We start from the raw sequence: 26,266 nt of genomic DNA, 5'->3' as shown, positions 1-26,266 counted from the left end.
AAACAAAACTTTTACAATATATGTTACTAAATTCGACAAAAGTATACAAGTAAAATACTTATGGTTTCACAAATCACTCAGGCGGTATATAGTAGAAATAGAAAAAAATGGAGAGGATGATCTTTTTTGTCTGTAGCCGTTTATAAAATAAAGCGGACCATCCTGATCTTGTTCGGGGTTTTTCTCATCGCTGCGGCAGCTTTCCTTTTCACACTCTACCAACTGGGTACGGATTTTCTTATCCTGGAGGATACCGTGGAGGAGGATCCGGAGGCGGATGCCATTATCGTCTTGAGCGGTAGTGCAGAAAGACTGGAACGCGGAGCGGAATTGTACACCATGGGAGCATCAGATACGGTCATTTTAACGAATGCCGAAGAAAACGGGACGACGCCGGACCGGGCGGTTTCCCTGGGGATATCCGAAGCCGATCTTTTAGAAGACACAAAAGCGACGAGTACATATGACAATGCCCTGTACGCCAAGGACATTATGGAGGAGCAGAACCTTTCCTCAGCCATCGTCGTTACGAGTGAATTCCACTCGCGGAGGACGAAAATGACGTTCGATGATATTTTCGGAAAAGACTATACGTTAAGCTATGCCTTTACCTCCTCCTCGTACAATCCCGCTGACGGTTTGACGGAAATGGAAAAAAAGACAACCTTCAGCGAATATACGAAAATGATCTTTTACTCGATCCGTCTGCTCTTTGACTGACTTTTTATATGCAGTATCCATGCGCCTGAAACAATCACTAGGATAGTCCTATGGACAGGCGTATGTCTATCCGATACAATGAAAGCGATTTCATAAAAATGGAAAAAGGAAGGAATGAAAACGCATGAAGAAATCATGGATCTGGATGATTGGGCTTATCCTTTTATTTTTACCTTTTGTGCAACCGGTTGCACAAAAGGTTCAAGCCGATGCCAAAACGTACGACAGCGTCGTTCTGCGCGGCAGTGCCGAGGCGCTTGACTGGAGTTCTGATCGTCATCCACTGCAGTATGACGAAGAGGAAGGGGTATGGCTCAGTGAGCCGGTGACCCTGGAAGGCGGTGAAACAACAGAATACAAGTTTGTGTACGACGGGACATGGATGACTGGTTCCAACCTGACCGTCACTGCTCCTCAGGATGCATCGTATATCTTCGCTTTTCACCCCGAGGAGGAGCGGACGGTGGATATCCGTCCTGCCGGAACGCATGAAGCATCCGCCACACTCGAACTGACTGTACCGGAACATACACCTGAATGGGTGAAACCGACCGTTGCCTCAAGCACGAACGATTTTCATTACACGGCTGCCCCGATGACAAAGACGGGGGAAGATACGTATACGTTCACGCTTGTAGGTAATGAAGGACAGAACGTTTCCTATACGTACAGTCTTGCGGGGAAAGCCTATGAGGAAGTCCGCAGCGAGCGGCGCACGGTCACTTTGACAAAGGATCCAAGCGTCCAGAACGATACGGTGGAGCAATGGCGGACGATTCCCGTAGCCCAGTCAGTCACCCATGATTTCAACCACGATCCTTACACCCCCACGAAAAAAGATGAGGTGGACGTAACGGTGGAGGTCGAGCACTTTGGTCCCATTGATACAGGAGCTGTTTATTATACGACGGATGGATCCTCCCCTTCCGGTAAGCGCGGAGAGGCTGAAAATGGGACGATCGCTGCTCTACGTGTCGTCGAAACGAGCGGATCAGCCGACGGCTTAAAAACTTCAACCTTAAAGGGCACGATTCCTGCTCAAAAGAATGAAACGCGTGTGAAATACAACATCGATGTTTGGAACACTGGATCGCAGGGCTCCCAGTTTGCCGACAACAACGTCCTGGACCCTGAGGAAGCCACCGAGTTTGCCTATTACGTCGAAGACTATCAATCTCCCGACTGGGCTAAAGAATCTGTGATCTATCAGATTTTCGTAGACCGTTTCCGCGATGGCAGTGAGGAGAACAACACATCCGTCGATCCGGAACTTCCGATAGATGAGCAGTTGAAAGGTTGGATGGGCGGTGACCTGCAAGGCGTGTTGGAAAAAATCGATTACCTCGACGAGCTTGGGGTGAACACACTATGGATCTCACCGATTTACGAAGGTCCGTATTCCCACGGCTATCATCCAACAGATTTCATGAACATCGACCCCCGCTTCGGCAGCAACCAGCTGATGAAGGAACTTGTCGATGAAGCTCATGACCGCGATATGAAAGTCGTCTATGATCTTGTTCCGAACCATACATCCAACCAGCATCCATTTTTCCAGGACGCCGTTGAAAAAGGAGAAGCCAGTACGTATTACGAATGGTACACCTTTTTGAAATGGCCGGATGAATATGAAACGTTTTATGATGTCCAGGAGCTTCCGGAACTGAACAACGACCATCCGGAAACGAGGGCCTATATGCTTGAGGAAGTGGTTCCATTCTGGATGGAGGACATCGGTGTTGACGGCTTCCGTCTCGATTATGCGAAAGGACCGAGTCACAGTTTCTGGGTCGATTTCCGCCACCAGGTGAAATCCATAGATTCCGACGCCTTCATTTTCGGCGAAGTATGGGACAGCCTGGAAACGATTGATTCCTATGCCGGGAAGCTGGATGGAGCGATTGATTTTGAAACCCAGTCCGCGATTTTCAATACGTACATTAACGATGGATCGATGAACAGCTTAGCTGATTCCTTGATAACGATTCATGAAACCTATGATGACGAATTCGTACCTGCCACATTCCTGGACAGCCATGATATGCCGCGTTTCATCTATGAAGCAGATGAAAATGGAACCACGATGAAAAACGCAGCAACCCTCCAGTTCGCTCTGCCGGGAGCTCCGATCATCTATTACGGAGATGAAGTCGGTTTGTCCCAGAGCGGTGATCATACGAAAGTGGAAGAATGGAAAGACCGCTACTACCGGGAAATGATGCCGTGGGATGAAAGTAAACAGAACCTTGATATAAAAGCCCACTATGAAGAATTGATTCAGGCGAGAAAAGATCAACCGTCCCTAGCCTACGGAGATATGAAGGTGATTTATTCGGATGATGACGTCCTCGTATTTGAACGGAGAATGCCTCAGGATCATGTGCTTACCGTCATCAATAAAGGGGAAAACAGCCGCACATTAAACATCAAAGAGCTGTACAACCAAAAGACGCGGAATAAAGTTATGCTGCAGTCTGTGATTGATGACAGCCGCACGCTGAGCCGCCGGGATGACTTGTACGTCAAAGCAGACGCCCATTCCGCCCAGGTGTACGATGTCAAAGGCACATTGACATACGAAGAGCCTTCCGAAGAGAAAAAGTACAACAAAGTGGTCCTCCGCGGTTCTGCTCCTCTGGACTGGGAAACGGATAAGCACGCCCTGACGTACGATGAACAAGCAGGCGTCTGGAGCAGTGCCCCTGTCGCTTTGAAAGCAGGTGAAACTGTCGAGTATAAATTCATCCGTGACGGCGAATGGCTGGAAGGAGAAAATCTGACGTTTACTCCGGAATCGAGTGGAGACTATATCTTCCACTTCGATCCACAGCAGGAGCATGCCGTCAAGGTCGATCAGGTTCCTTCTTCAAAAGCATCTTAATCGAATGGCCTCCCCTATAAAGGCGGAGGCCTTTTTTATTTATTGTAATCCCAGAGTATCTTCCAACCGCCCTTTTCCTCAGCCACATATACATCCTGATGAAGGCGGAATCGACCGTATTTCCCTTTGAACGTCTGCTCAACCGACACTACGAACACGTTCTTAAACGGATCCGTCCCTTTTTCCATCGACCAGGTGTCCAGATGATTGACCTCTCCCGTTGTGAAAGTGAACGTTTCCACGCCGAAATGATTCATAAACACATGAGCCCTGTCCTGTATGTAATGACCCTTTCCGAATTTATCCTTCATCCGGGAATGAAGCAGTAACCAGGAATCCGCGTACTGACCTTTCTGTTCGTAGCTGTAAAACGTCTCCACTGTCTTTTCCGCCTGATAACCCGGGCGGGATGTGATGAACAGGCCGGCAGCCGTCACAGCAGCAGCCAGAAGGATGAGGGCCGTGATGACAAGGAATTTCCCACCAGAACCTTTCTTCTTCATTCCATCGCCTCCCTTTATCACCTTATGCGGAAACAGGTGAAAAAAGAAAAGCCGGCCTTCCACCATTGGAAGACCGCCTTTCAATCAATACGGATCTGCTTCGTGTCCTTTTTCCTCGGCCTGCTCGACCGCATCCGCAGCCCCATCGCTGCCTATCGGAGAGCCACCCCGCTTTGGAAGTCTCCCTTTGGAAGGAGTGATGTCATCCGCAAATTCCTCGTTCATCTGTCCCGCTGCTGTATTCATTCCAAGTCCCTCTGCCACTCGGCTTCCATAATCCTCATCGCACTGGGTCAGCAAGGATACCATCTTCTTCTGGATATGGGTGTGGCACGGCTTGAGCGATACGACGAGGTTGTTGATTAAATCATCCCGTTCCCAGTCCTTCAGCATCCGGTACCGTTCTCCTGCCTGCTTGAAATTGTTTTCCCTGTCAATCGGCTCTTTCTTCAATTTCCCTTCCACGTACGGCTGGTGAGGTGCCTTTTTCGGAGGGGATTCCTCCAGACCATTCAAGGAGGAAGGCTCATAGTTCACGTGCGGGTTGGACCCTTCCGGCCGATCCACAAAATAAGACATGCTTCCTCCTTCATAGTTGGTGGCGGCATGTTTTTTCGGTGCGTTGGCCGGAAGCTGCTGGTAGTTTGCTCCGACCCGGTAGCGCTGCGTATCAGAATAGGAAAATGTCCGTCCCTGAAGCATCTTATCATCAGAGAAATCGAGACCGTCGACAAGCACACCTGTACCAAATGCCGCCTGCTCGATTTCATTGAAATAGTTGTCCGGATTTTTGTTCAGCACCATTTTTCCGACTTTCAAAAACGGGAACTGATCCTCCGGCCACAGCTTCGTATCATCAAGTGGATCAAAATCAAGCTCAGGATGCTCGTGGTCCTCCATAATCTGGACGCAGAGCTCCCATTCAGGATAATCGCCGCTCTCGATGGCTTCGTACAAATCCTGTGTCGCATGGTTGAAGTTTTCTGCCTGGATCTGGTTTGCTTCCTCCTGGGTCAGGTTTTTGATCCCCTGCTTGAGAGGCTCCCAGTGATACTTCACGAGGACTGCTTTTCCTTCGTCGTTGACCCACCGGTATGTGTTCACACCGGATCCCTGCATCTGGCGGTAGTTGGCCGGGATGCCCCACGGGGAAAACAGGAAGGTGACCATGTGCATTGATTCGGGCGTCTGGCTGAGAAAATCAAAAATCCGCTCGCTGTCCTGGATGTTGGTCACTGGATCAGGCTTGAACGAATGGATCAAATCCGGGAATTTCATTGCGTCACGAATGAAGAATACCTTCAAATTGTTTCCGACCAGGTCCCAGTTGCCATCCTCTGTGTAAAATTTGACGGCAAATCCGCGCGGGTCCCTCAGCGTCTCCGGAGAACCAGCCGAATGGGTCACCGTCGAAAACCGGACGAGCACCGGTGTTTTCTTCCCTGCTCCAGAAAAAACTTTCGCCCGTGTATATTTCTCCACCGGTTCATCGCCGGCTTTCCCGTAAGTTTCAAAGTAGCCGTGTGCCCCTGTTCCCCGGGCGTGGACCACCCGCTCAGGTACACGTTCCCGGTCGAAGTGGGAAATCTTTTCGATATAATCGTAGTTCTCCAGCGTGGCCGGTCCCCGGTTCCCGATCGTCCTTAAATTCTGGTTCGTCCGGACCGGGTGCCCCTGCCTCGTCGTCAGCGTTTTTTCGCCTTCTCCTTCGGCAAAACGATGGTCGTCCGCACCGCCGGGTCCCTGTTCTTTATAGTTGTCCATATGGTTCCCTCCTGTCATTGACTATCTACAAGGAGAGTTTCTGCAGGCATCCGGTTTTTTATTCCATCTTTTCCATCAACCTTTTGATCCTAAAAAAAAACGCCCAGGAAGATCCTGGACGTTGAAGTACTTATGATGGAAGAAGATAATCCGACAGCTGAGTGATGCGTTTGCTCATGCTGCCCGGACTGACTTCATACTTTTCAGCTACCGCTTTTTTCGTTACTTTTTCCGGTTCCGTACGGAAAGCAGACGTGCTGCGGTACATATGCTCAAGGGCTGCGGTTACGACTTCCGGCTTACGGAATGTCGGGTTTTCCGCCTGCTTGTACATTTCCCAGCGCTGCTTCAACAGTTCAAATCCTTCTTCCTGCTTCAAGCTTTCGTCGAACAAGTCAAGCACGTCATCACCTTCAGCAGGGGCCTCGACGGGCTGTTCAGCTGGGGCCTCTTCCGTTTCATCTGTAGAAGTCATATACATCCAGCTGCGCAGCTGTTTTATAATCGTTGCCTGCATATAGTCATAAATCGTCGCAGCACCGCTCGCTTCAAACGCTTCTTCCAGCTGTTTGCGGAACGTCACGTAAGAAGACTCGTAGTTCGGGATCGCCAGGGGTACGAAGTTATGGACAGGTCCCCACTTCAAGAGAACGCCGATACAGTATGGCATGTGCTCATAATTCTCTTCTTTCAAAGGAATGCCGTCCTTTTTCACTTCAAACGATTCTCCGCTCCACACGTCTTCTACAGAAGCGGTGGATTCAGAGGCTGAACCGTTGATTTTGAATAAGCTCACGTGCGGAGATTTCCAGGCTTCCATCGTTGCCATCGTTGCCGGACGGATGATTTTATCCTGTTTCTTCGCAAAAAATTCCTCATACAGGGTGGAGCCATCCTCCTGTTTGTCGATCAGGACACGCTGCACCATCTGGAACGCCGCTTCTACTTCTTCTTCCTGTGTTTCTCTCGACTCAGATGGCGTAACGTTCGGATAATTACGGTTCACATAAGCCATAAAGTGGCTGTAGTTACTCTGCAGTTCCTCATGAAGGCTGCTGGATCCGACAGCCTGATCATCTTTCACCATGCAGCATTTTTTATATTTTTTCCCGCTTCCACAAAAGCAGGGATCATTCCTTTTTGTCTTACTCATATAAATCCCTCTCCTAATTGTTTAAAGGTCAACTCTACTAGGGTACCGAAAATTGCGCAAACATGCAAAAAATTTTCCACATCTATGCAGTTTTCTGTAAAAAAAGGCGGATATAGGAAGTTTATGGAACAGATGCCATCTTCATAAAAAACCGCCTGAAGGTTACCCTTCAGACGGAGCGGAGCGGGAGATCGCCGACGAACGATATTCAATTTTGTGCGGAATGATGATACGCTTCGGCGGCTGCTCCCGCCGCTGCACGTTCTCAATGAGGCAGGCGGCTGCCTCTGTCCCTAAGGCCTGGATGTGGACGTCCACCGTCGTCAGGGCCGGACGGGACACCTGAGCAAGGTAGACATTGTTGAAACTGACGATTGATAAATCCTCCGGTACGTGAATGCCTGCTTCCTCCAAAGTGGATATGACGCCAATCGTCATCAGATCATCGGCGACAACAAGCCCGGTCGGCGGATGAGTGAGAGACATGAGTGCACGAACAGCTGAGCGTCCGCCCGATTTCAAGAACTCTGTATGGACTTTATAATTGTCTTCAAGGGAGATTCCGGCCTCTTTTAACGCCTCCTCATACCCTTGAAGGCGGTCGAGCGTCACCACGAGCTCAGGAGAACCCCCGATAAACGCCACCCGCTCATGACCGAGATCGATCAGATGCTTTGTCATATCCTTGGAAGCCTGAATGTTATCGTTATCAACGTGCGTCACGTAGTTTCCGTTTTCTGCCGGACGGCCGACGACGACAAAAGGAAACTTCTGCTCCAGCAGAAAGGATTGAATCGGGTCACGGACCTGCGAATAGAGGAGAAGAATCCCATCTGTCTGACTGCTGTACACCATCCGTTTCACAGCCTCCAGCATTTCCTCATCCGTTTCTCCCGTGCAGAGAACAAGGGAATACTCCATCTCATGGGCGATGGAACTGATGCCCCGAAGCACCTCCGGAAAAAATGGATTCTGCAGCGCTTTATCTGCACTGAAAGGCAGAACAACACCGAGAGATTTCGTCGTCCGGCTTGCTAAATTACGGGCGGTCACATTCGGGTGATATCCCATCTCCTCCATCGCGTGCTTCACTTTCCTTTTCGTAGCCGGACTGATCCGCGGATTGTCTGCAATCACACGGGAAACCGTCGAGGGCGCTACACCTGCCGCTCTGGCTACATCCTTAATGGTTACGTCCAAAACAATCACCTTCTATTCATATACTGCCTCCATCATAACACTCCCCGTTCCAAGGGAGGAATGAGTATTTAGGTGGCCAGGAAGAAAAGGTGTCCTCCAGAATGAGAGACCTGCCCCACCCTTTCCTTCCGGCTAAACGTGCATCCACATGAACGTTTCAGAATTCGCTTCCCGCACCTTTTTACAGGAGACAGGGCTCTTCCCCGCCCGGACGTGAAGGATAAAAAAAGAAGACCTTCTAATAAACAGAAGATCTTCCTCTTTTCAGCTCATCAATCGTCGCAAGCGGCGCTGACGCCACCTTCACACATGACCTTCTACACGAGTGGTCCTACAGTTTAAATTGCTGGATCTCCTCGTTCAACTGTTCAGAAAGCTCAGACAGCTGACGGGCACTGTGAGAAACTTCTTCCATTGAACTTGTCGTCTGCTGCGAGGAAGCGGCCACCTGCTCCACCCCTGCCGCCGACTCCTCGGAAACAGAAGCAATCTCTTCAATCGACTGGTTCATCTGCTGGCTGTTTTCTGCAATATCCGAAAGGTGCTCGGAAATTTCCCCGATCCGTCCGGACATGTCACTGACCGATGTATGGATATGGTGGAAGGTTTCCCCGGTCACCTCTATCTGTTTCGTTCCTTTGTCCACTTCCTGATAGCCGGATTCAAGCGATTGAGCGACCCGGTTCGACTCGGATTGGATACTTTCCACAATGGATGTGATATCAATGATGGACGTTGAAACCTGCTCGGCAAGCTTGCGGACTTCATCAGCCACGACAGCAAATCCTTTGCCATGCTCCCCGGCTCTGGCCGCCTCTATAGCCGCGTTCAAGGATAACAGGTTGGTCTGTTCGGCAATATCCTGAATGACCTGGACGAGTTTATTAATTTCCTTGGACTGCTTATCCAGTCCGTGCACACGCTCTACAGACTCCTTGACGATGCCATTGATGGTGTTCATCTGTTGGACGGACGTCTCCATCAACCCCCGCCCTTCTTCGGTCATCGACAGCACTTCCTTCGATGTTCCAGCTACTGCTTTTCCACTTTTGTTGGCTTCATCCAGACGTCGGACGAAGTTGTCCATCCCTTCGGAAAGGCTGCTGGAGCTGTCTGCCTGGGACTCTGCACCAGAGGACAGTTCCTGCATCGTAGAAGCGACCTGCTCGCTTCCTTCTTTCACTTCGTTGGCCGACTGCGTGAGTTCCTCACTCTGCGCCGACACTTCACTCGACGCTGTCGTCACCCTCTGAACAAGGCTCCTCAAGCTCTCCACCATTTCATTCATCGCCACAGACAGCTGACCAATTTCATCGGCCCGCTTCGTTTCGATGTCCTCTGTCAAATCTCCATCACTAATCCGGTTCACCGACGACAGCAGGGAGCGGACAACTTTCGTCAGACGGCTGCCGAAGATATAAGCAAACCCGGCACCAAGCAGAACAGCGACCGCTAAAAAGATAGCAAGGAAGCTATTGATTTCCTTCTGGAGGCTTCCAACAAAGGAGGTACTCATATCGACGCCGACAATCGCATCCATGTCACCAATCTGCATGAAGACCGATTTATGGACGCCCCATTCATCTTCATAAATGGAGGTCACAACGGTATCCCCTGTCTGGAACGCCTCCCTCTGCTTATCTGTAAAAGGAGACTCCACCATTACATCCTCAGAACCGTTCAAGGCGACGATGTATTCCTGCTCTCCCTGCTTTGTCAATATATAGGCATATTCCAGACGCTCCTGTCCTTCAATGAAGCTGTCCAGCGTGTTGATCAAGCTGGCATGGTTCTCTGATGGGTTTTCCATTGCTTCACGGACGGCATTCGGTTCAATCGAGCGGACAAGCTCCTGACCATTTGTCAAAAGAACCTGTTCAAACTGCGGCAGAATATGATCATCAATCATATTACCGGTTATATATTTCACGAATCCGAAGGTCAGTCCACCAAGAATAAGGATCGGAATGATGAAATTAACGAACAACTGGGTTTTTAACGACTTCTTCGGGTTCAAGGCCTGCCAATTCATCGGACAGCCTCCTTTGCTGGTTTCATTGTAAGGAAGGGCTCTAAATCAAGGGTAAGTAACCGGTCCAGTTCATTCAGCTGGTTCGTTTTGAAAAAGACGACGGCAAACGTCCGGTCACTGGCTGACTGGATGATCCGATACTCCAGGATGTGACTGAACTCTTTTTTCAGCTCCTCATGCTGAATGGATTGAATAAGATTCACGCTGATATGCCCCGGCACTTCCGCACAGAAAAATCCGTAAAAGGACTCGTCGGCCCGCTTCACAATCGTTTTCCAATCCGGCTTTACGCCCTTGAAGTAGGCTGAGGCCGAGTTGATATCATAGGCGTAATGACTCACATCTGTCGTACCTGCCCCGGCAAAGCGGAGCGGATTCATCTCAATGGGAACGATGCCGCCGTCGTTTTGTCTCATTTCTATGTGAAAAGGATAGTTTCGGAGCTGAAGACGGTCATTTAAAAGACGCAGGTAATCCAGCGCCTGCTCACGTACTTCCTCAAGAATCCGGCTGGACGTGTAATAAATGCGGTCGGACGTATCCTGATCGTGGGCAAACCGGCGTTTCAGGATATTCAAAATCACCGGCTCACCCGCTTCGTCATAGTAGCAGTCAAGCGCATACTCCTGTCCTTCAATATATCCTTCAATAATGATCTGTTCACTGTCCAGAACGGCATCCGAATACATCGACCGGGAGAGAAGCAGGTCGGAATACAATCCTTGTACCGCCTGATCCCACTCCGCTTTTTCCTTCACGATATAAACACCGACACTGGAATAGCCTTTGTTCGGCTTGATAACGACCGGGAATGGGAGATCTTCCTTGTTTGAACTCATCAATTCATCAAGCGTGACAAGCTTGAAATAATAGTCTTCATCCAGATCGGCAATCAGCTCCCGGAACCGGGCTTTGTTTTTGACCATCTGGGATACTTTCGTATGTATGTGCTCCGGATGGTGGTGCTGCAGCATCTGCAGACAGCTTTCCGAATTGGTTAGTAGTTTAGAATGTTCCTTCATATCCAGGGCTCTTTCATCGTCCTTATAATAGATAGGCAAATGATGAATCAGGGCCGTTTGTACTAGGATAGGGGACACCGTTTGTTCATCAATAATCAGCATAAATTCCCTCCTGAGCGTGCAATTTCAACTTATTTGTGCTCGACTCCTTATATATCGGCCTCCCTCGGAGTTCATACAGGTCCCTACGCCCGATTTAGTCATAAAGTCCTATGTAATCAGAAAATTAAGCACAAAAAAATCCGTGTACGGCTACACGGATTCCGGTGAATGATGAGTCGGACTTTTTCATCGATTGAAGGTAATCTTCTAGTCAGAAACAGGGATCGATGATTGAAAAGAGCCCGCAAACGTATGCAGCTTTTCCATATCGGAGACATCTTCTTCAAAAAGAGGCACATATACCAGCTCTTTGTCTCTAAACGTCCGCTTGATCTTATCAAGGTAAACACGCTCCTGTTTTCTCCTTTTAGCGAGAAAAGCACCATCAGCGTAGTCAGGCAGAACTTTATTCACAATCAGTGTCTGCACATCAAGTCCATGTTTCCCCAGCTGCTCCACGGCTTTCTTCGTTTCAAGAATCGGGAGGCGCTCAGGAATGAGAACAAACACAAAGGCGGTCTTCTTTTCGTCTAATATGATTTTCCGTACGGCGTCGAATTTTTCGCGGCGCCTCTGCAGCACGTTGAAAATCGGGTCATCTACAGGCTCTCCATCATGAAGCAGCTGTGTGTACGTCTCATTCATCCGCCCCCGGCGCTCCAGCATGCCATCAATCCATACGTTCATGATCTCAGGGAGTGTAAGCAGGCGGATCGTATGTCCGGTCGGAGCGGTGTCAAACACGATTTTATCGAACCGGCCGGACTCTTCCAGGATAATGGACACGAGGCGGTCAAATAAGGCGGCCTCATCTGCCCCGGGCGAGGCGGATGCCATATCGATCTGCCGGTGCACCTCCTCGACCATTTTAGACTTCACAAGCCCTTGCAGGTTTTCCTTCACCCCTTCAATATACCGCTTCGATTCATAACCGGGATCAATTTCCATCCCGTATAAACGCTTGGCGAGCTTCGTTTTCGTATGGGATAAAGACGTAAGAAAAACATCGCCGAGATTATGAGCAGGATCTGTCGATACGACAAGCGTTTCATATCCCTGTTCAGCAAAGGAGAGCGCAAGGGCCGCTGATGAGGTCGATTTTCCGACACCGCCTTTTCCTCCCGCAAAAATGATAGAGTGATGCTGGATATGTTTCATAGATAACCCTCCTTAACAGCAGCGGATGCCATCGAGCGGGGATTTCTCCATGCCCATCCGCAAATGCCAGTCATGAAATTTTTCAACAATATGTGGGTACAATTCAAGCGTGTAATAAAACGCGGGGTTGGGGATGCCGAGCAGATCGGAATAAAGCAGCAGAAGAAAAAGATCTTCTTCATCCCTCAACTCCCGGGCCACCTCCTGCTTATGTGGCAGACTCAATACTTCATCATACAGTTCCACCATCCGTTTCAGGGAAAGCTTCTTTTCCATCCGTCTCCCTCCTCAGGATTTTGTCCATTCCAACAGCCGCTCTTCATAGCGTCCGGCTGAAGCTGTATATTCTCCATTTACAAACACCGCCCCGTACGTGCTGTGCAGCAGAAAGGAAGCCAGTGCCCGACGGCGTGTAATACGTCCCCGGCGCTGCTGCTGACAGAAATAAGCGGCTGCAGCCAGCAGGTTCCTTGGGTCGATGAATTGCATGTTGATATCAGGATCGATCTCCAGTGTCATAAGATAAAGCTGCTGCAGATTTTTTCGTTCTTCGTCATGGTGCGAAAATTCGTCCTCCATGTTAATCAAACCATCCGGATCGGAGCAGATGCCGCCACAGCACCCCATCCCGATTTCCTTCTCCGCTCGCATCATCATGACATCGATCATGCCTTTTTCCTCCTTACTGAATGGAAAAAGCCGTACATCGGCACGGCTTCTTCTTTTTAAGCACTTCGTTCGATGGAATTTTTATGGTCCTTCGTAATCGCTGAAAAGGCCGTCAGTAAAATCCAGAAGGTGAAAACGAGGATGACTGCACCAAAAGCAAACAGCATCCAGTCACTATTCTCATTCCAAGGCGCCCATTCTGTCAGCACCTGTGAAATCATCGCCCACAGCGTCATGAACATGAGAAAGACCATTGGAATAATTGTCGGAAGGTAATTTCTCCCCTGACGCTTCAGCCAGATCGATACGAGCAGGAGACTAATGCCGGCCAGGAGCTGATTGGATGTTCCAAATAACGGCCAAAGCAGATAACCTCCGGATCCGAATCCCTTCGGCCCCTGCGGAATCAGGGTCAGTGCAGCGCTTGAAACAACCGCCAGCGTAGTTGCGACATGCATTTTCGTCAGTGGTGTGATCTTATATTCAGTACCGAGCTCTGCGATAATATACCGCATCAAACGAACCGAAGAATCCAGTGTTGTCGCAGCGAAACTGACGACAATCACACTCACAATCGTAGCCGCGACAGAGGCGGGAATCCCGAGTCCCGCCGCCAGCTGGCCGGCCCCTTGGATGAAGACACCAAGTCCGGCATTACTGGCCGCCGCAAAACCGCTGTAGGTTGCAGTGAATTCCGCCGCTGTTGGGAAGAAGGTGACAACAGCGATGATCGCGACTAAGGCGAGAGCTCCTTCTCCGACGGAACCAAGATAGCCGACAAACCGCGCTTCTGTTTCATTGTTCAACTGTTTCGAAGAAGTCCCTGAAGATACGAGACCGTGGAATCCGGAAATCGCTCCACAGGCGATGGTAATGAACAAAAGCGGGAACCAGGATGTATCCGCCGACGCATTGGTCACCGGTGCTGTAATTTCAGGGTTGGAAAACAGCAGCCCGAGATAGAGAAGGCCCAGTCCGACAATCAGCTGATGGGAGTTGATATAATCCCTTGGCTGAAGCAGTTTCCACACAGGAAGCGTCGATGCAATATACACATAGATCATGAGTACGATGATCCAGACGAAAAACGCCATGGATGTCGCACTCAATCCAAAGGCTGCTTCCGCTCCTTCGCCTCCGAAATAGCGGACAAGGTCAATCTGCAGGGCAGGGACATAACTTGCAATGACAGCAGAGAGATACATGACAGCAAGAGCTACTAGCGATGGCAGAAGCATACTGCCCTGTCTCTTGTAGACACTGTAACCAATCCAGACAGCGAGTGGAATTTGAATAAAGACCGATAATACACTCGCAGGAAACGAGATGAACAAGTTGGCAATGACCCAGGCGAACACTGCATTGACCATAAGAACAAGCAGAAGGATAATGAACAAAAACAACACCTTCGCTTTCTCGCCGATCAACTTACTCGCCAGCGTCCCGATCGACTGTCCTTTGTTTCGCACGGATAAAACGAGTGTACCGAAATCATGGACCCCTGCAGCGAACACCGTGCCAAGCAGCACCCAGAGCACAGCCGGAAGCCATCCCCAGTACACCGCGATGGCCGGCCCTACAATGGGAGCTGCTCCAGCCACCGACGTAAAGTGGTGCCCCCAGAGGACGAACTTGTTCGTAGGTACGAAATCGACACCATCCTTAAATTGATGGGCGGGCGTTACGTAATTCGGATCAAGCTTATAAATCTTTTCGGCAATAAACTTAGAATAATACCGATACCCTAGAAAAAAGACAAGCATACCAACAACGGCCAGCCAAATCCCACTCACAAAAACCCTCCTTTTATGTATGCGCTTACACATTATGGTTATTATATCTCACCATTCGCCATCGTTTCAATGAAATTTACAGATTTATCAGAAAATAGAAGCCATAAAAAAACCGCTCCTTTCGGCAGTCCGGTTGGAGCGGTTTTCTCATGACGATTATAAGATGGCTTTTCCTGTTTCCTGCTGCGACTTGTTCCCCTTCGATCGGTTTCCCTCGAAAAAGCCCGGTTTTTTATTCGGCAGTTTTCCGAAGAACAAACCAGCAAAAGGAAGGTACCTGTGGGACAGCCAGATGATCACATAACATGACAGCAGGGTGGCAGCGAGCCGGACAATGATAGCTGCGTGGAACATGTTTCCGGCCGGAATGGGAATGGTAAATTCATAGATCTTCAATACGAATGGGTGAAGAAGATAAAAGCCAAACGAATAGACCGCAATATTCTTCACGTAGGACAGCGCCACCGGCCACTTGACGACCAACCGTTCCGCAATACGGAACATGGCATAGCTTCCGACAACGAGAAAGAGCATATTAATAATCAAATAGCCCCATGTCGGCAGCTGTGCGCCAAAGATCTGATACCCGCTACCATGCAGGTAAACAGTCGTCAGACCTGCAAACAGGCCTCCGACTGCCCATATAGGTGTTGTTCTTGAAAAAGCTGCCGTCTTCTGCTGTTTATAATAGGCGCCGATCCACGCACCGAGCAGGTAAGGTCCCATACTCGTCATAAACAGGTTGAATGAAAACACTTGAAATTCCCGGTTGAAGAAGTAGTACCCGACCTGCAGGATCATTCCGAACAGCCACATGTACTTTCTGAAGAAAGCCCATTTCTGTGCGGCATAGAGGACGACAGGGAAAAACAAATAAAACTGGACGATTAAGAAAATAAAGTGCAGATGATAAAACGAATCCCCTGTAAACACCCGGGTCAGAATGTTTTCCGGCGTCGTCGACACCACTCCGAGATAAATAGAGAAAGCTTCATAGAAAAGCGCCCACAGGAAATAGGGAACGACAATATAGAGAGCTCTCTTCCTGAAATAAGAGAAGAGTTCCTGTTTATCCATTTTCTGATCGATATACTTATAGAAAAAGACCATCGCCGTAAGCATAATGAAGATGCCGGCTTCAATCCGGATGATCCGGTTGATAAAATGATAGGCCTCATACATGCCCGTGCCTTCCGTAAGAACCTTCACATAGGCCGCGCTGACGTGTACGAGGACGACCATGACCATGGCAAAGATGCGTAGAAAGTAGATGGACTCAATTCTTTCTTTTTTCATGGAATCATTCCTTTAATGGTTCGACTTAATGGTGCGTGAGCCATTTTACCATGAAATCATGGTCTGCTTTCGCATTGTAGCCGATTATTCATGAAATTATTGAACTGTCGTAATATAAATTACATTTTATTCCTATTCGTATCAATACGACCGAGGAAAAAGCCATCGATTCTGTCGAGACGTCCCTTTCACCGGAGTGGCCGGGGCATCGCCATTGTAGACCTGGGCATTTTCGAGATGAATGTATTGAATTTCCTCCTGCGAATCATTCATCTGACTGGCTTTTTCAAGCTTTTCACTTAGGGACTGAGCCGTTTATCTGCCTTCAGCAGGGGTACCGCTTAAAGAGTGGAAGTATTTTTCAGCCGAAACCGTTGTCCCTGTCACCAAAGCTCCGTTAACGTTTAACGTCATGTCCAGGGAAAAATCTTCCCTATCAGCTGCTTTCACAAATTTTCTCAGCCCATGACCCATCAAGGATCTTCCTTCCTGACTGGATATTGAACGGGATCGGCATCAATCTATTTTACGGGATCAATACACCTCTCATCGAGCCATCGTTTATCTTTTTACTTCCCAATTGGACGTTTCTGAAACCCCGGGAAACTCCCATTCTATGAGAAGGATCATCATGATGGATTTGGTTACAACATAAAGTTGCCCAACCCCTATGTCGAAACCACGCTTAAGGGGGCTTTTTTCCACACCTCTATCCCAACCCCGATATCGCAGGAATCCTTACGATTTCTCCGAATTACTAGAGTATATCTTTTAAAGGAGGAAATCGTTTGAAGTTTAAAAAGCTTGCTTCCCTGTCCCTTGCCGCCGCCCTTGTCCTTATGCCGTCCACTGGAGGTGTCCTGGCCGATTCCCTTTCCGACAAAACATCATCAGAACGGACAAACAAAATTGATACTTATCTCGAAAAAGGAAAGTACGTGCCGGGTGAAGTCGTCGTGAAATATAAAGAAGGCTTCTCTCCAAACAAAAAAGAGATGAACCAGATGGACGCTGTTGTCCTGGAGGAACAACAGGAAGTCGTCGAAGCTGAGGAGAAAGTGTTGAAGGTAAAAAACGTTGAAAAAGTCGTCGAAGCCTTAAACAAAAATCCGAATGTGGAATACGCAGAGCCGAACTATCTATTCCAAGCCACCTGGACACCAAATGATACGTACTACAGCGGCTATCAATATGGACCGCAGAACACAGATACCCCAAGGGCATGGGACGTAACACGCGGAAGCAGCAGCCAGGAAATCGCCATCATCGACTCCGGTGTCGACTACAACCACCCGGATCTTGATGGAAAAACGATCAAAGGCTATGACTTCGTCGATAACGATAACAATCCAATGGATCTCAATGATCACGGCACGCACGTAGCCGGAACCGCCGCCGCTGAAACCAACAACGCCAGAGGTGTCGCCGGAATGGCTCCGAATACAAAAATCCTTGCCGTCCGCGCCCTCGACGCGAATGGCAGCGGCTCCCTGAACGACATAGCAGATGCCATCCGCTACTCCGCTGATCAAGGCGCAGAGGTCATTAACCTTTCCCTTGGCTGCAACTGTGATACACAGACATTGGAAAATGCGGTCAATTACGCTTGGAACAAAGGATCCGTCGTCATTGCAGCGGCAGGAAATGACGGAGTTTCCACAACTTTCGAGCCTGCTTCCTATGACAACGTCATCGCCGTAGGAGCCGTCGACCGCTATGATAGAAAAGCCTCCTTCTCCAACTACGGCACGTGGGTGGATGTAACAGCGCCAGGCGTGAGTATTGCGTCTACGATGCCGAACGGAGGGTATGCCTACATGTCCGGAACATCCATGGCAGCCCCTCACGTAGCCGGTCTTGCCGGACTGCTCGCCTCCCAGGGCCGTTCCAACAGCAATATCCGTGCAGCCATTGAACAGACAGCTGATCCAATCAGCGGAACAGGTTCCTACTTTGAGCACGGATTGATCAATTCCTACGACGCGGTGAACTATTAAGTAGAAAAAGAGGAAGGCGCCTGCATGCGCCTTCCTCTTTTCTTATCGGTTGACTCCCGGACGAATCTTTCGCTATAGTAAAACTACCAAAGGGAGTAGCGACCGCATATCCGCGGCTGATGAATCGTCATTTCGGTGATCCACTCACCTGGTTCATCAAACTATATAGATAGGACGCGAGACTTTGGCCCTCCACAGGGCCGGAGTCTCTTTTTTTTGAGCAGAGCCCTGTGTATAGAAAGGAGATTGGAATGATGGTTTACTTTATTTTTCTATTATCCGCCGTCATCGTTGTATTTGCGGCTGTCCAGCTGAACCGGTTCGGCGATGTGATCAGCCGGAAATCCACGCTGAGCGGTGCTGTCGTCGGCACCTTTCTCATCGCCGGGGCGACCTCTCTGCCGGAGTTGACGACCAGTTTAACAGCCGTCTATATCGACAACCCTGACATCGCTGTCGGGAACATGCTCGGCAGTAATGTGTTCAACCTGCTCATCATTGCTGTTGTGGACATGATTTACCGAAAACGGAAAATGTTTAACGCCATCGATGAGAAGCAGCACATGCCAACAGCAGTGGCCGGTATCGTATTCACCCTGATTGTAGTCGCCGCCCTCATCCTGCCGTTCGATTTTTCCTTGTTTAACATTGGGGTAGAGATGTTCATCCTCGTCGGGTTGTATATATTGGCCACCCGATTTATGAATCAAGGGGAAGAAGAGGAGATGGATGAAGCAGCCGCCGCAGGCAAAGATTATACGTTAAAAGCAGCGGTCATCGGTTTCATTGTTGCAGCACTCATCGTGTTCGCCTCAGGGAGCGCCTTATCGATTTCCGGTGATCAGCTCGCCCAGCAGACAGGGATGAGTTCAAGCTTTGTCGGAAGCTTCCTCATTGCCGCTTCCACCTCGCTTCCGGAACTCGTAACCGTCCTTGTGGCCATGAAGATGTCCAACTACGGCATGGCGCTCGGTTCTATCCTCGGAAGTAACCTGTTCAACCTGCAGCTGCTTGCTGTGACGGATGTGTTTTACCAGAAAGGCGCGATTCTGCAGTCGCTCAGCTCCACCCATCTGCCTGTGGCGCTTTTAAGTACAGCGATGCTTTTCCTGACCGTATTCATGGTGAATCGCAAGCCGAAGGAAAACAGCTTCCGTTATGCGGTACCGTCGCTGCTTATGATCGTCATTTATTTTGCAGCATCGTATCAGTTGTTTTAAAAAAAGCAGGAGAGCGCCGGCTCTCCTGCTTTCATTTATTTATGTCCCGTCTCAATTTAGTTGATATACCTGAGGTTTAGTTGATATATCTCGAATTTAATTGATATATCTCGAATTTATTTGATATATCGCAGAAAAAATTGATATATCGAAAATAAAATCGATATCCGCCATAGGAATACCGATCTCCGTGTCGAATAAGGAAAGAGCGAAAGGATGGATGCCATGATTATGAAAGAACGCACTTTCCCCAGCGATATCAAAGTTCTGCAGGCTTTGAAGCGGAGACTGATGGACCATCACCCTCAATCCGCAGCTGTAAACGAACAGTTGAAGCTCCGATTAACCGGCTACAAAGGCGAACTCTCCTTGAATTATCCTCTTACTTTTCTCCCCTCGGACCATGATATTTTCCATGACCTGCGTCTGTATGACGGCACCCACCATTTTCAAATCGACTGCCTTGTCGTAACCGCTGCTCTCCTAATCATTCTTGAAGTGAAAAATATTGGAGGGGAGCTGTTTTTCAACCAGCGTTTCCACTACCTTGAACGAAAATGGGAGGAAAATCATTCGACGTTTGCCGATCCTGTCATTCAGGTAGGCCGTCATACCCGCCAGCTTCAGAAGCTGCTGAAGCTCTGGCAGATTCCTAATGTTCCGATTTACGGTCTGGTCGTCAACAGCCACCCTGCGGCAAGGATTGATACAGACGATGCTGACCTTGAGAACGTCATCCGGATCGAAACACTTTCCGAAAAGGTGGCGGATCTGACGGAAGATCGAACCTCCATTTTGAATGCCTCCCAGATGAACCGCTTATCCACCCACTTGCTCACCAATCACGAAAGCTACTTTTATGACTATGTGAAATTTTTCAAACTGGAAAAAGAAGATTTCAAGAAGGGAGTATTCTGTCCGGAATGTTCCTCACTTCCAATGAAACGTATACACGGCAGATGGAAATGCTTGAACTGCGCTCATATCAGCAAGTCCGCTCATGTGGCTGCCTTGGAAGACTATTCGCTCTTAATTGGAAAAACCATCTCAAACAAACAGGCCAGAGATTTTTTGCATGTTCCCTCTCCCTCAGCTGCTAATATCCTGCTAAAAGCGATGAAGATTAAAACAGTAGGCAGGAATAAAGGAAGAATATATGTATTGGAATGAGTGTTTAAATTGATATATTGGATAATTCGTTGATAAGTTGCTGAATTAATTGATATCTGCGGAAAATAATTGATATATCGCCATTTTAATTGATATACACAAGAAATAATCGATATCCGCGCACACGCACCCCGCTTAAAGAAAAAAAGCGCCCCACAAAAGGGGACGCCTTACATTTTCGGCTGAGGATCCGCTTCCATCAACACATCCACCAAATGCACGGCTTCCATCCGGTCGCCGGCACCTTCGCGGACGACGCCGAGCTTCATCTGCAGCAGGCAGCCCGGGTTGGAAGTGACGATGCCATCGGGATCAACGCCGCAGACGTCCTGCATTTTAACATCGAGGATGTCCATCGCCTCTTCGTAGTTCACGATGTTGTAAATCCCTGCAGAGCCGCAGCAGAATTCTGGACGGTCCATCTGTTTCAGCGTCAGGCCGGGCACTTTTTCCAACAGCGCGACAGGCGCTTCGGTGACCTTCTGGACGTTTCGCAGGTGGCAGGAAGGCTGATAGGTGACGGTTCGCGGAACGGACTGCTCAAACTGGAGGCCGTCCAGATCGATCAGCACTTCTGAGATGTCCTTCACGTTTGCCGCAAAGGCAGAAGCACGGCTGTGCCATTCTGTCCCCTCTTCAAACAGGTGCGGATATTCAATCAGACGAGCGCCGCATCCGCCTGCGTTATTGACAATGTAATCAAAACTTTCCTCTTCAAAGGCTTCAATGTTCCGTTTGGCCAGCTCAACAGATGCATCGACTTTGCCGGAGTGCGCGTGAAGAGCCCCACAGCACGTCTGCTGGTCTGGAAAAACAACTTCCGCGCCGCTTCGCAAAAGCAGTTCCATCGTGTTTTGATTCGTTTCATAAAACACACTATCCATGATGCAGCCCTTGAAAAAAGCAACTTTGGCTGTGGCCGGACGTTTACGGACGTATCGGCCCGCCCTGGATTTCCGCCGCTTCGGGGAAGGCATCTCGGGAAGTACGGCCTCAAATTCATGGATGTGCAGCGGCGCCCGCTTCGTCAGACCGAACCGCTGGGACACTTTTTTCAGACCACTGGATTGATAGAGCCAAGTCGCATGTCCAAGCGAATCCATCCACGCCGTGGAAGGAAAGAAGCGTTGGAACATGAAGTTTTCGACCAGTTTCCGTGGTCTGCTTTTTTCCTCGTGTTCATCAATGACGTGCTTGGCACTCTCAAGGATTTCTCCATACTGGACGTTGGTCGGGCATACAGTTGTACACGCCATGCAGCCGAGACATTTTTCGATCGGCTCCTTCAAATCCTCGACGGATGCTTTGCCTTCCGCGACCATTTTCACGAGGTTGATCCGGCCGCGCGGCGAGTGGGTTTCTCTTTCCATCGTCTCATACGTCGGACAGGCAGGAAGACAGTAGCCGCACTGCACACAGTCAAACGTCTTATCATAGCTGAGCTTTTCCTGCAGCAGACTATTCATGATGCAGCACCAGCTTCTGCCCTTTTTCCGGGAAGACCTTGCCAGGGTTCAGGATGCCGTTGGGGTCCCAGCTTTCCTTGATCCGCTTCATCATATCCAGCCCGACTTCACCGAGCTCCATCTCCATGAACGGAGCTTTCATCGTTCCGATTCCATGTTCACCGGAGAGGGTGCCGCCGAGCTCCAGAGCTGCTTCAAACATTTCTTCCACAGCTTTTTCCACCCGGTTCATTTCTTCGACATCACGTTTATCACAAAGAACATTCGGATGGAGGTTTCCATCCCCGGCATGACCGAAGGCGACCACTTCCACGTCATACTTCTCTTTAATGACCTGAAGCCGGTCCATAAAATCGGGAATTTTACTGCGGGGCACCGTCGCATCTTCGGAAACCTTTGTCGGCTTGATTTTCGCAATCGCAGGTGATACTTGTTTCCTTGCATGCCAAAGCTTAGCCGCTTCTTCGTCTGACTTAGGGATGATCACATCCAGCGCACCCATATCCTCCATAATTTCTTCAATGAGCCGGCGCTCGACCTTCAACGTCTCCGGATGACCGTCCAGTTCAATAATAATGACGGCAGCAGCATCGACAGGCAGACCGGCCGGTTGAAATTTTTCTACAGCCACAACACAAGCCTGATCCATAAATTCCATTTTGGACGGAAGGATCCCGGAGGTAAGGGTCTGGGAAATCGCCTCTCCCGCTTTTCGCACTTCATCGAACGTGACCATCAGCGTCTGAACAGCCGGCGGCTTCGGCATCAGTTTCAGCGTCGCCCCGACGATGACACCCAAAATACCCTCTGATCCTACAATCAGCTTCGTTAAGTCAATGCCGGTGACATTTTTGATCGTCCGTCCGCCGGTGCGGATGATTTCCCCTTGCGGAGTAACGACCTCAAGACCAAGCACATGATCTTTTGTTACCCCGTACTTCAAGCCGCGCGGGCCTCCGGAATTCTCTGCAAGATTGCCGCCGATCGTAGCAACATGGGCACTGCTTGGATCCGGCGCGTACATGAGGCCGTGCTCCTCAGCGGCCTTATTGATATTAGCCGTAAGTACACTCGGAGTGACGTCCACGGTGAGATCCCGGGGGCTCAGATGGATTTCAGCGGGATATTGAGACATGTCCAGCACAATTCCTCCGTGTACGGGAAGCGGGCCCCCACTCAGACAGGTGCCCGATCCTCTCGGGTGGACGGGGATGTTATGCCGGTTGGCCAGTTTCAAAACATCAGCGGTTTCCTCCTTGGTTTTCGGCTGGACCACAACATCGGGCAGATGCTCGCCGAACGAGGCATCAAAGCTGTAGCTGTGCCGGTCGGCGAGATCGGTCAGCACCCTTTTTTCAGGGATAATGCGGCGGAGTTCCTCGATCCATTCGTCCATATACTCAGCTCCTTATTAAGATTGGGCTTTTTTCTGACGAAGCGGTTTTCCTTTCAACACATCCATGACGTCGGTAATTTCATTAAAGTAATCGGACGCTTCATTCCACTGGTCTGTGACAAGATTAACGAACAGAATGTCGATCATATGCAGTTGTGCCAGCCTTGAAGAGGTCGCCCCGCTCCGGAATGGGGCGGGAATTTCCCTGGAGGCTGAAATATACAGCGACACATCTGCATGGGCCGTCACAGGGGAATGCCCGTAGCGGGTGAGACTGACCGTTTTAGCCCCTTTGTATTTGGCAATCTCCATGATTTTCGCCGTTTCATACGTCTCACCGGAAAAAGAAATGCCGAAGACGACATCATTTTCCTTTACGTTCGCAATGTTCATCGCCGCATTGTGCATATCCGTAAATGCGGACGTCGCCTTGTTCATCCGAAGGAACTTCTGCTGGGCATCCTGGGCGATGATCCCGGAGGCCCCGACACCGAAGAAGTGGATGGTATCCGCTTTTTTCAAGACGTCCACCGCTTTTTCCAGGGTCCGGTAATCGACCATTTCCGTCGTTTCCTTGATCGCCTGCAGGCTGTTGTTGGTCACTTTTTCAACAATCGAATCGGAGGGTTCCCCTGGCTGGATATCCCGGAAGCGGGCCTCCGGCTTTTTCTGCAGGTCTCCGGAAATCCGCAGCTTCAGCTCCTGCAGACCCTTCAACCCGAGGGACTTACACAAACGGATGACAGCCGCACTGCTGGTGGAACTCAGTTCACCGAGCTGTGTAGCCGTACAATGGATCGCTTCATGAGGCTGATCCAGTATAAATTCGGCAATCTTTCTTTCTGACGGGGGCAGCTTGTCCTTCATTTCATTCAGAATGACAAGCCCGCCTTTCAATGAATTTTTCATATCTTCCACCACTCTTATCCTTTAATAGCTCCTTCTGTCATTCCTTTGACGATGCGCCGCTGGAAAATCGCATACAGGATGATGACAGGAACGATGGCAATCACTAAGCTTGCAAATAAGGTTCCCCACGCATTGGTGTACTGGGTCTCATTGCTTATGTAATCGATCGCCAGGGCCAGCGTATAGTTTTCTTCCGTCTGCAGGAAGATCAAAGCCATAAAATACTCATTCCAGAACTGGATCATGTTCATGATCGTTACGGTAATGATACCCGTTGTCGAGAGCGGAGTAATCACCTTCCATAGAATCCCATACGGGGACATTCCATCAATGGCTGCGGCTTCTTCCAGGGACTTCGGTATCGTAGCCATAAAGCTCGTCAGTACGAAAATGCTGAAAGGCAGCTGGCTTACCGCATAGACGATGCTCAATCCGAAAATGTTATCCAGTAGGTTCAGCTGCATCAATAAAAAGAAGAGCGGGATCCAGCCGAGAACCATTGGAATCATCATCGCAGAAATGTACAGCGTAAACAACAGACGGTTGCCGCGGAAACGCATACGCTCCAGGGCGTAGGATGTAGGAATCGCCATCATCAGCGTTAACGTGGCACCGAGACCTGTCACAATGAAGCTGTTGAAAACACTCGTGTCGATATTGTAGTTGCTCCAGGCATCCACAAAATTAGCAAAGCTGAACGATTCCGGCAGCCCCCACGGGTTGGCGTAAATTTCCGCGTTCGATTTAAACGCGCCCAGAACCATCCAGACGATCGGATACAGGACAGCGAGTGTCCAGATGATCAAAGGAATTCGAACGATGGTACGTGAAAAGAATTTTCCTGTCTGCACTCCATTCCCCTCCTGTCTGTTAATATTCCACTTTTTCCCTTCTCATGAAAAACTGCATAATAAGAACCGTGACCAACGATAGAATTAAAATCATCACACCAATCGTTGCGCCATAGCCGAAATTGTACTTCACAAACGCCTGTTCATATAAATACGATCCCATCACATGGGTCGAATTGTTCGGCCCACCCTTTGTCATAACCTGGACAATGATGAAGGAACCATTCAATGTCGTAATGATGATGTACAGAATGCTGATCTTAATCTGCGGCCAGATGAGCGGCAGGGTCACTTTCCAAAACTGCTGCCACTCTGTCGCACCGTCGATCTCAGCGGCTTCATAATAGCTTTTCGAAATGTTGGAAATCCCGCCCATCAGCATGAGCATGAACAAACCGATCCCTGCCCAGACAGAAGGAAGTACAAGGCTTGGAAGCGCCCAGTCCTCACTGCCGAGCCACGGCTTCGTCCAGCTTTCCAAGCCGATCAGCTCAAGACCGGAGTTGACAAGACCAAGACTCGGATTATAGATGAACATCCATAAGATACCGATGACCACCACCGACATAATGTTGGGAAAGAAGAAGACGATGCGGTAGAAAGGGGCTTCTTTAATTTTCAGCTGTGTCAAAGCGACGGCAAAAAATGTCGACAAAATCATGATCCCGACCACTTTGGTCACAACAAGGAAATAATCGTGAAGGATGGTTCTGGGGATAATCTCGTCACTGAACAGCCGGCGGTAGTTATCAAACCCGACAAATTTCGCCAGCGACGACGCACCGGACCACTCAAAGAATGAATAATAAAGGCCGTTGAACAACGGATAAAGGGTGAAAACAGAAAACAGGATAAACGTAGGAACAAGACAAAATGCAAGAAATAGATTCCTCTGCCTGCGCGATTGGACCATCATACTTCCCTCTCTTTCTGTATGGTTATGAAAAAAGGAATGTGAAGACAA

Annotated in this window: 21 protein-coding genes; 5 read left to right on the top strand and 16 right to left on the bottom strand. The window is 49.3% G+C overall.

All coding sequences use genetic code 11. The annotated features are described in order from the left end of the window. Positions 1-126 precede the first annotated feature (126 nt). The gene (locus tag ACXADP_RS05255) at positions 127-720 is read left to right on the top strand and encodes a YdcF family protein (RefSeq protein ID WP_474969471.1); all 594 of its coding nucleotides are present in this window, start codon (positions 127-129) and stop codon (positions 718-720) included. Positions 721-844: 124 nt separating this feature from the next. Then, positions 845-3,601: an alpha-amylase family glycosyl hydrolase gene (locus tag ACXADP_RS05250; protein ID WP_474971019.1), complete on the top strand. Its 2,757-nt coding sequence runs from the start codon at positions 845-847 to the stop codon at positions 3,599-3,601. A 35-nt stretch (positions 3,602-3,636) separates the two neighbouring features. Here the strand turns inward: ACXADP_RS05250 and ACXADP_RS05245 are convergent, their stop codons facing one another. From ACXADP_RS05245 to ACXADP_RS05195, 11 genes are all read right to left on the bottom strand, one after another. Next, entirely contained in the window at positions 3,637-4,104 is a 468-nt protein-coding gene (locus ACXADP_RS05245; protein WP_474971018.1) for a hypothetical protein, read from the bottom strand. Positions 4,105-4,188: 84 nt separating this feature from the next. Continuing rightward, entirely contained in the window at positions 4,189-5,868 is a 1,680-nt protein-coding gene (locus tag ACXADP_RS05240) for a catalase (RefSeq protein WP_474971017.1), read from the bottom strand. Between the two features lie 130 nt (positions 5,869-5,998). Further along, positions 5,999-7,021, bottom strand: coding sequence for an SEC-C domain-containing protein (locus ACXADP_RS05235; RefSeq protein ID WP_474971016.1), 1,023 nt, complete (start codon positions 7,019-7,021; stop codon positions 5,999-6,001). 162 nt (positions 7,022-7,183) lie between these two features. Continuing rightward, on the bottom strand, positions 7,184-8,221 hold the full coding sequence (locus ACXADP_RS05230) for a LacI family DNA-binding transcriptional regulator (protein WP_474971015.1): 1,038 nt from the start codon (positions 8,219-8,221) through the stop codon (positions 7,184-7,186). A gap of 331 nt (positions 8,222-8,552) precedes the next feature. Then, positions 8,553-10,253 carry a methyl-accepting chemotaxis protein gene (locus ACXADP_RS05225; protein WP_474971014.1) on the bottom strand — a complete coding sequence of 567 codons (1,701 nt, stop codon included), beginning with the start codon at positions 10,251-10,253 and terminating at the stop codon, positions 8,553-8,555. Next, positions 10,250-11,377 (bottom strand): ATP-grasp domain-containing protein, encoded by a 1,128-nt coding sequence (locus ACXADP_RS05220; protein WP_474971013.1) that lies wholly within the window; start codon positions 11,375-11,377, stop codon positions 10,250-10,252. Before ACXADP_RS05220 ends, ACXADP_RS05225 begins: the two co-directional genes overlap by 4 nt. A 207-nt stretch (positions 11,378-11,584) precedes the next feature. Next, positions 11,585-12,535 (bottom strand): ArsA family ATPase, encoded by a 951-nt coding sequence (locus ACXADP_RS05215; protein ID WP_474969480.1) that lies wholly within the window; start codon positions 12,533-12,535, stop codon positions 11,585-11,587. 12 nt (positions 12,536-12,547) lie between these two features. Then, positions 12,548-12,811 carry a cory-CC-star protein gene (locus ACXADP_RS05210; protein ID WP_474969481.1) on the bottom strand — a complete coding sequence of 88 codons (264 nt, stop codon included), beginning with the start codon at positions 12,809-12,811 and terminating at the stop codon, positions 12,548-12,550. A gap of 12 nt (positions 12,812-12,823) precedes the next feature. Then, positions 12,824-13,204, bottom strand: a complete 381-nt coding sequence (locus tag ACXADP_RS05205) for a hypothetical protein (RefSeq protein WP_474969482.1) — start codon at positions 13,202-13,204, stop codon at positions 12,824-12,826. A gap of 56 nt (positions 13,205-13,260) precedes the next feature. Beyond that, on the bottom strand, positions 13,261-14,997 hold the full coding sequence (locus tag ACXADP_RS05200; protein ID WP_474969483.1) for a carbon starvation CstA family protein: 1,737 nt from the start codon (positions 14,995-14,997) through the stop codon (positions 13,261-13,263). Between the two features lie 156 nt (positions 14,998-15,153). After that, positions 15,154-16,293 carry an acyltransferase gene (locus ACXADP_RS05195; RefSeq protein WP_474969484.1) on the bottom strand — a complete coding sequence of 380 codons (1,140 nt, stop codon included), beginning with the start codon at positions 16,291-16,293 and terminating at the stop codon, positions 15,154-15,156. Between the two features lie 788 nt (positions 16,294-17,081). Here ACXADP_RS05195 and ACXADP_RS05190 point away from each other — a divergent pair. The 3 genes from ACXADP_RS05190 (at position 17,082) to ACXADP_RS05180 (ending at position 20,680) form a co-directional block, all read left to right on the top strand. Then, complete coding sequence (locus ACXADP_RS05190) at positions 17,082-18,290, top strand: S8 family peptidase (protein ID WP_474969486.1); 1,209 nt, start codon at positions 17,082-17,084, stop codon at positions 18,288-18,290. Positions 18,291-18,544: 254 nt separating this feature from the next. Beyond that, positions 18,545-19,510 (top strand): sodium:calcium antiporter, encoded by a 966-nt coding sequence (locus ACXADP_RS05185; protein WP_474969487.1) that lies wholly within the window; start codon positions 18,545-18,547, stop codon positions 19,508-19,510. 225 nt (positions 19,511-19,735) lie between these two features. Beyond that, complete coding sequence (locus ACXADP_RS05180) at positions 19,736-20,680, top strand: nuclease-related domain-containing protein (RefSeq protein ID WP_474971012.1); 945 nt, start codon at positions 19,736-19,738, stop codon at positions 20,678-20,680. A gap of 170 nt (positions 20,681-20,850) precedes the next feature. Here the strand turns inward: ACXADP_RS05180 and ACXADP_RS05175 are convergent, their stop codons facing one another. From ACXADP_RS05175 to ACXADP_RS05155, 5 genes are read right to left on the bottom strand one after another with little or no spacing between them, the layout of a single operon-like run. Further along, positions 20,851-22,146: a (Fe-S)-binding protein gene (locus ACXADP_RS05175; RefSeq protein WP_474969489.1), complete on the bottom strand. Its 1,296-nt coding sequence runs from the start codon at positions 22,144-22,146 to the stop codon at positions 20,851-20,853. Further along, the gene (locus ACXADP_RS05170) at positions 22,139-23,542 is read right to left on the bottom strand and encodes an FAD-binding oxidoreductase (protein ID WP_474971011.1); all 1,404 of its coding nucleotides are present in this window, start codon (positions 23,540-23,542) and stop codon (positions 22,139-22,141) included. Before ACXADP_RS05170 ends, ACXADP_RS05175 begins: the two co-directional genes overlap by 8 nt. A gap of 15 nt (positions 23,543-23,557) precedes the next feature. Further along, the gene (locus tag ACXADP_RS05165; protein WP_474971010.1) at positions 23,558-24,451 is read right to left on the bottom strand and encodes a MurR/RpiR family transcriptional regulator; all 894 of its coding nucleotides are present in this window, start codon (positions 24,449-24,451) and stop codon (positions 23,558-23,560) included. Positions 24,452-24,465: 14 nt separating this feature from the next. Further along, entirely contained in the window at positions 24,466-25,302 is an 837-nt protein-coding gene (locus tag ACXADP_RS05160; protein ID WP_474969492.1) for a carbohydrate ABC transporter permease, read from the bottom strand. A 19-nt stretch (positions 25,303-25,321) separates the two neighbouring features. After that, positions 25,322-26,215 carry a carbohydrate ABC transporter permease gene (locus ACXADP_RS05155; RefSeq protein WP_474970434.1) on the bottom strand — a complete coding sequence of 298 codons (894 nt, stop codon included), beginning with the start codon at positions 26,213-26,215 and terminating at the stop codon, positions 25,322-25,324. Positions 26,216-26,266 lie beyond the last annotated feature (51 nt).

Source organism: Halobacillus sp. AWH4_228 (assembly GCF_056158365.1).
This window is presented reverse-complemented; position numbering and strand designations above follow the sequence as displayed.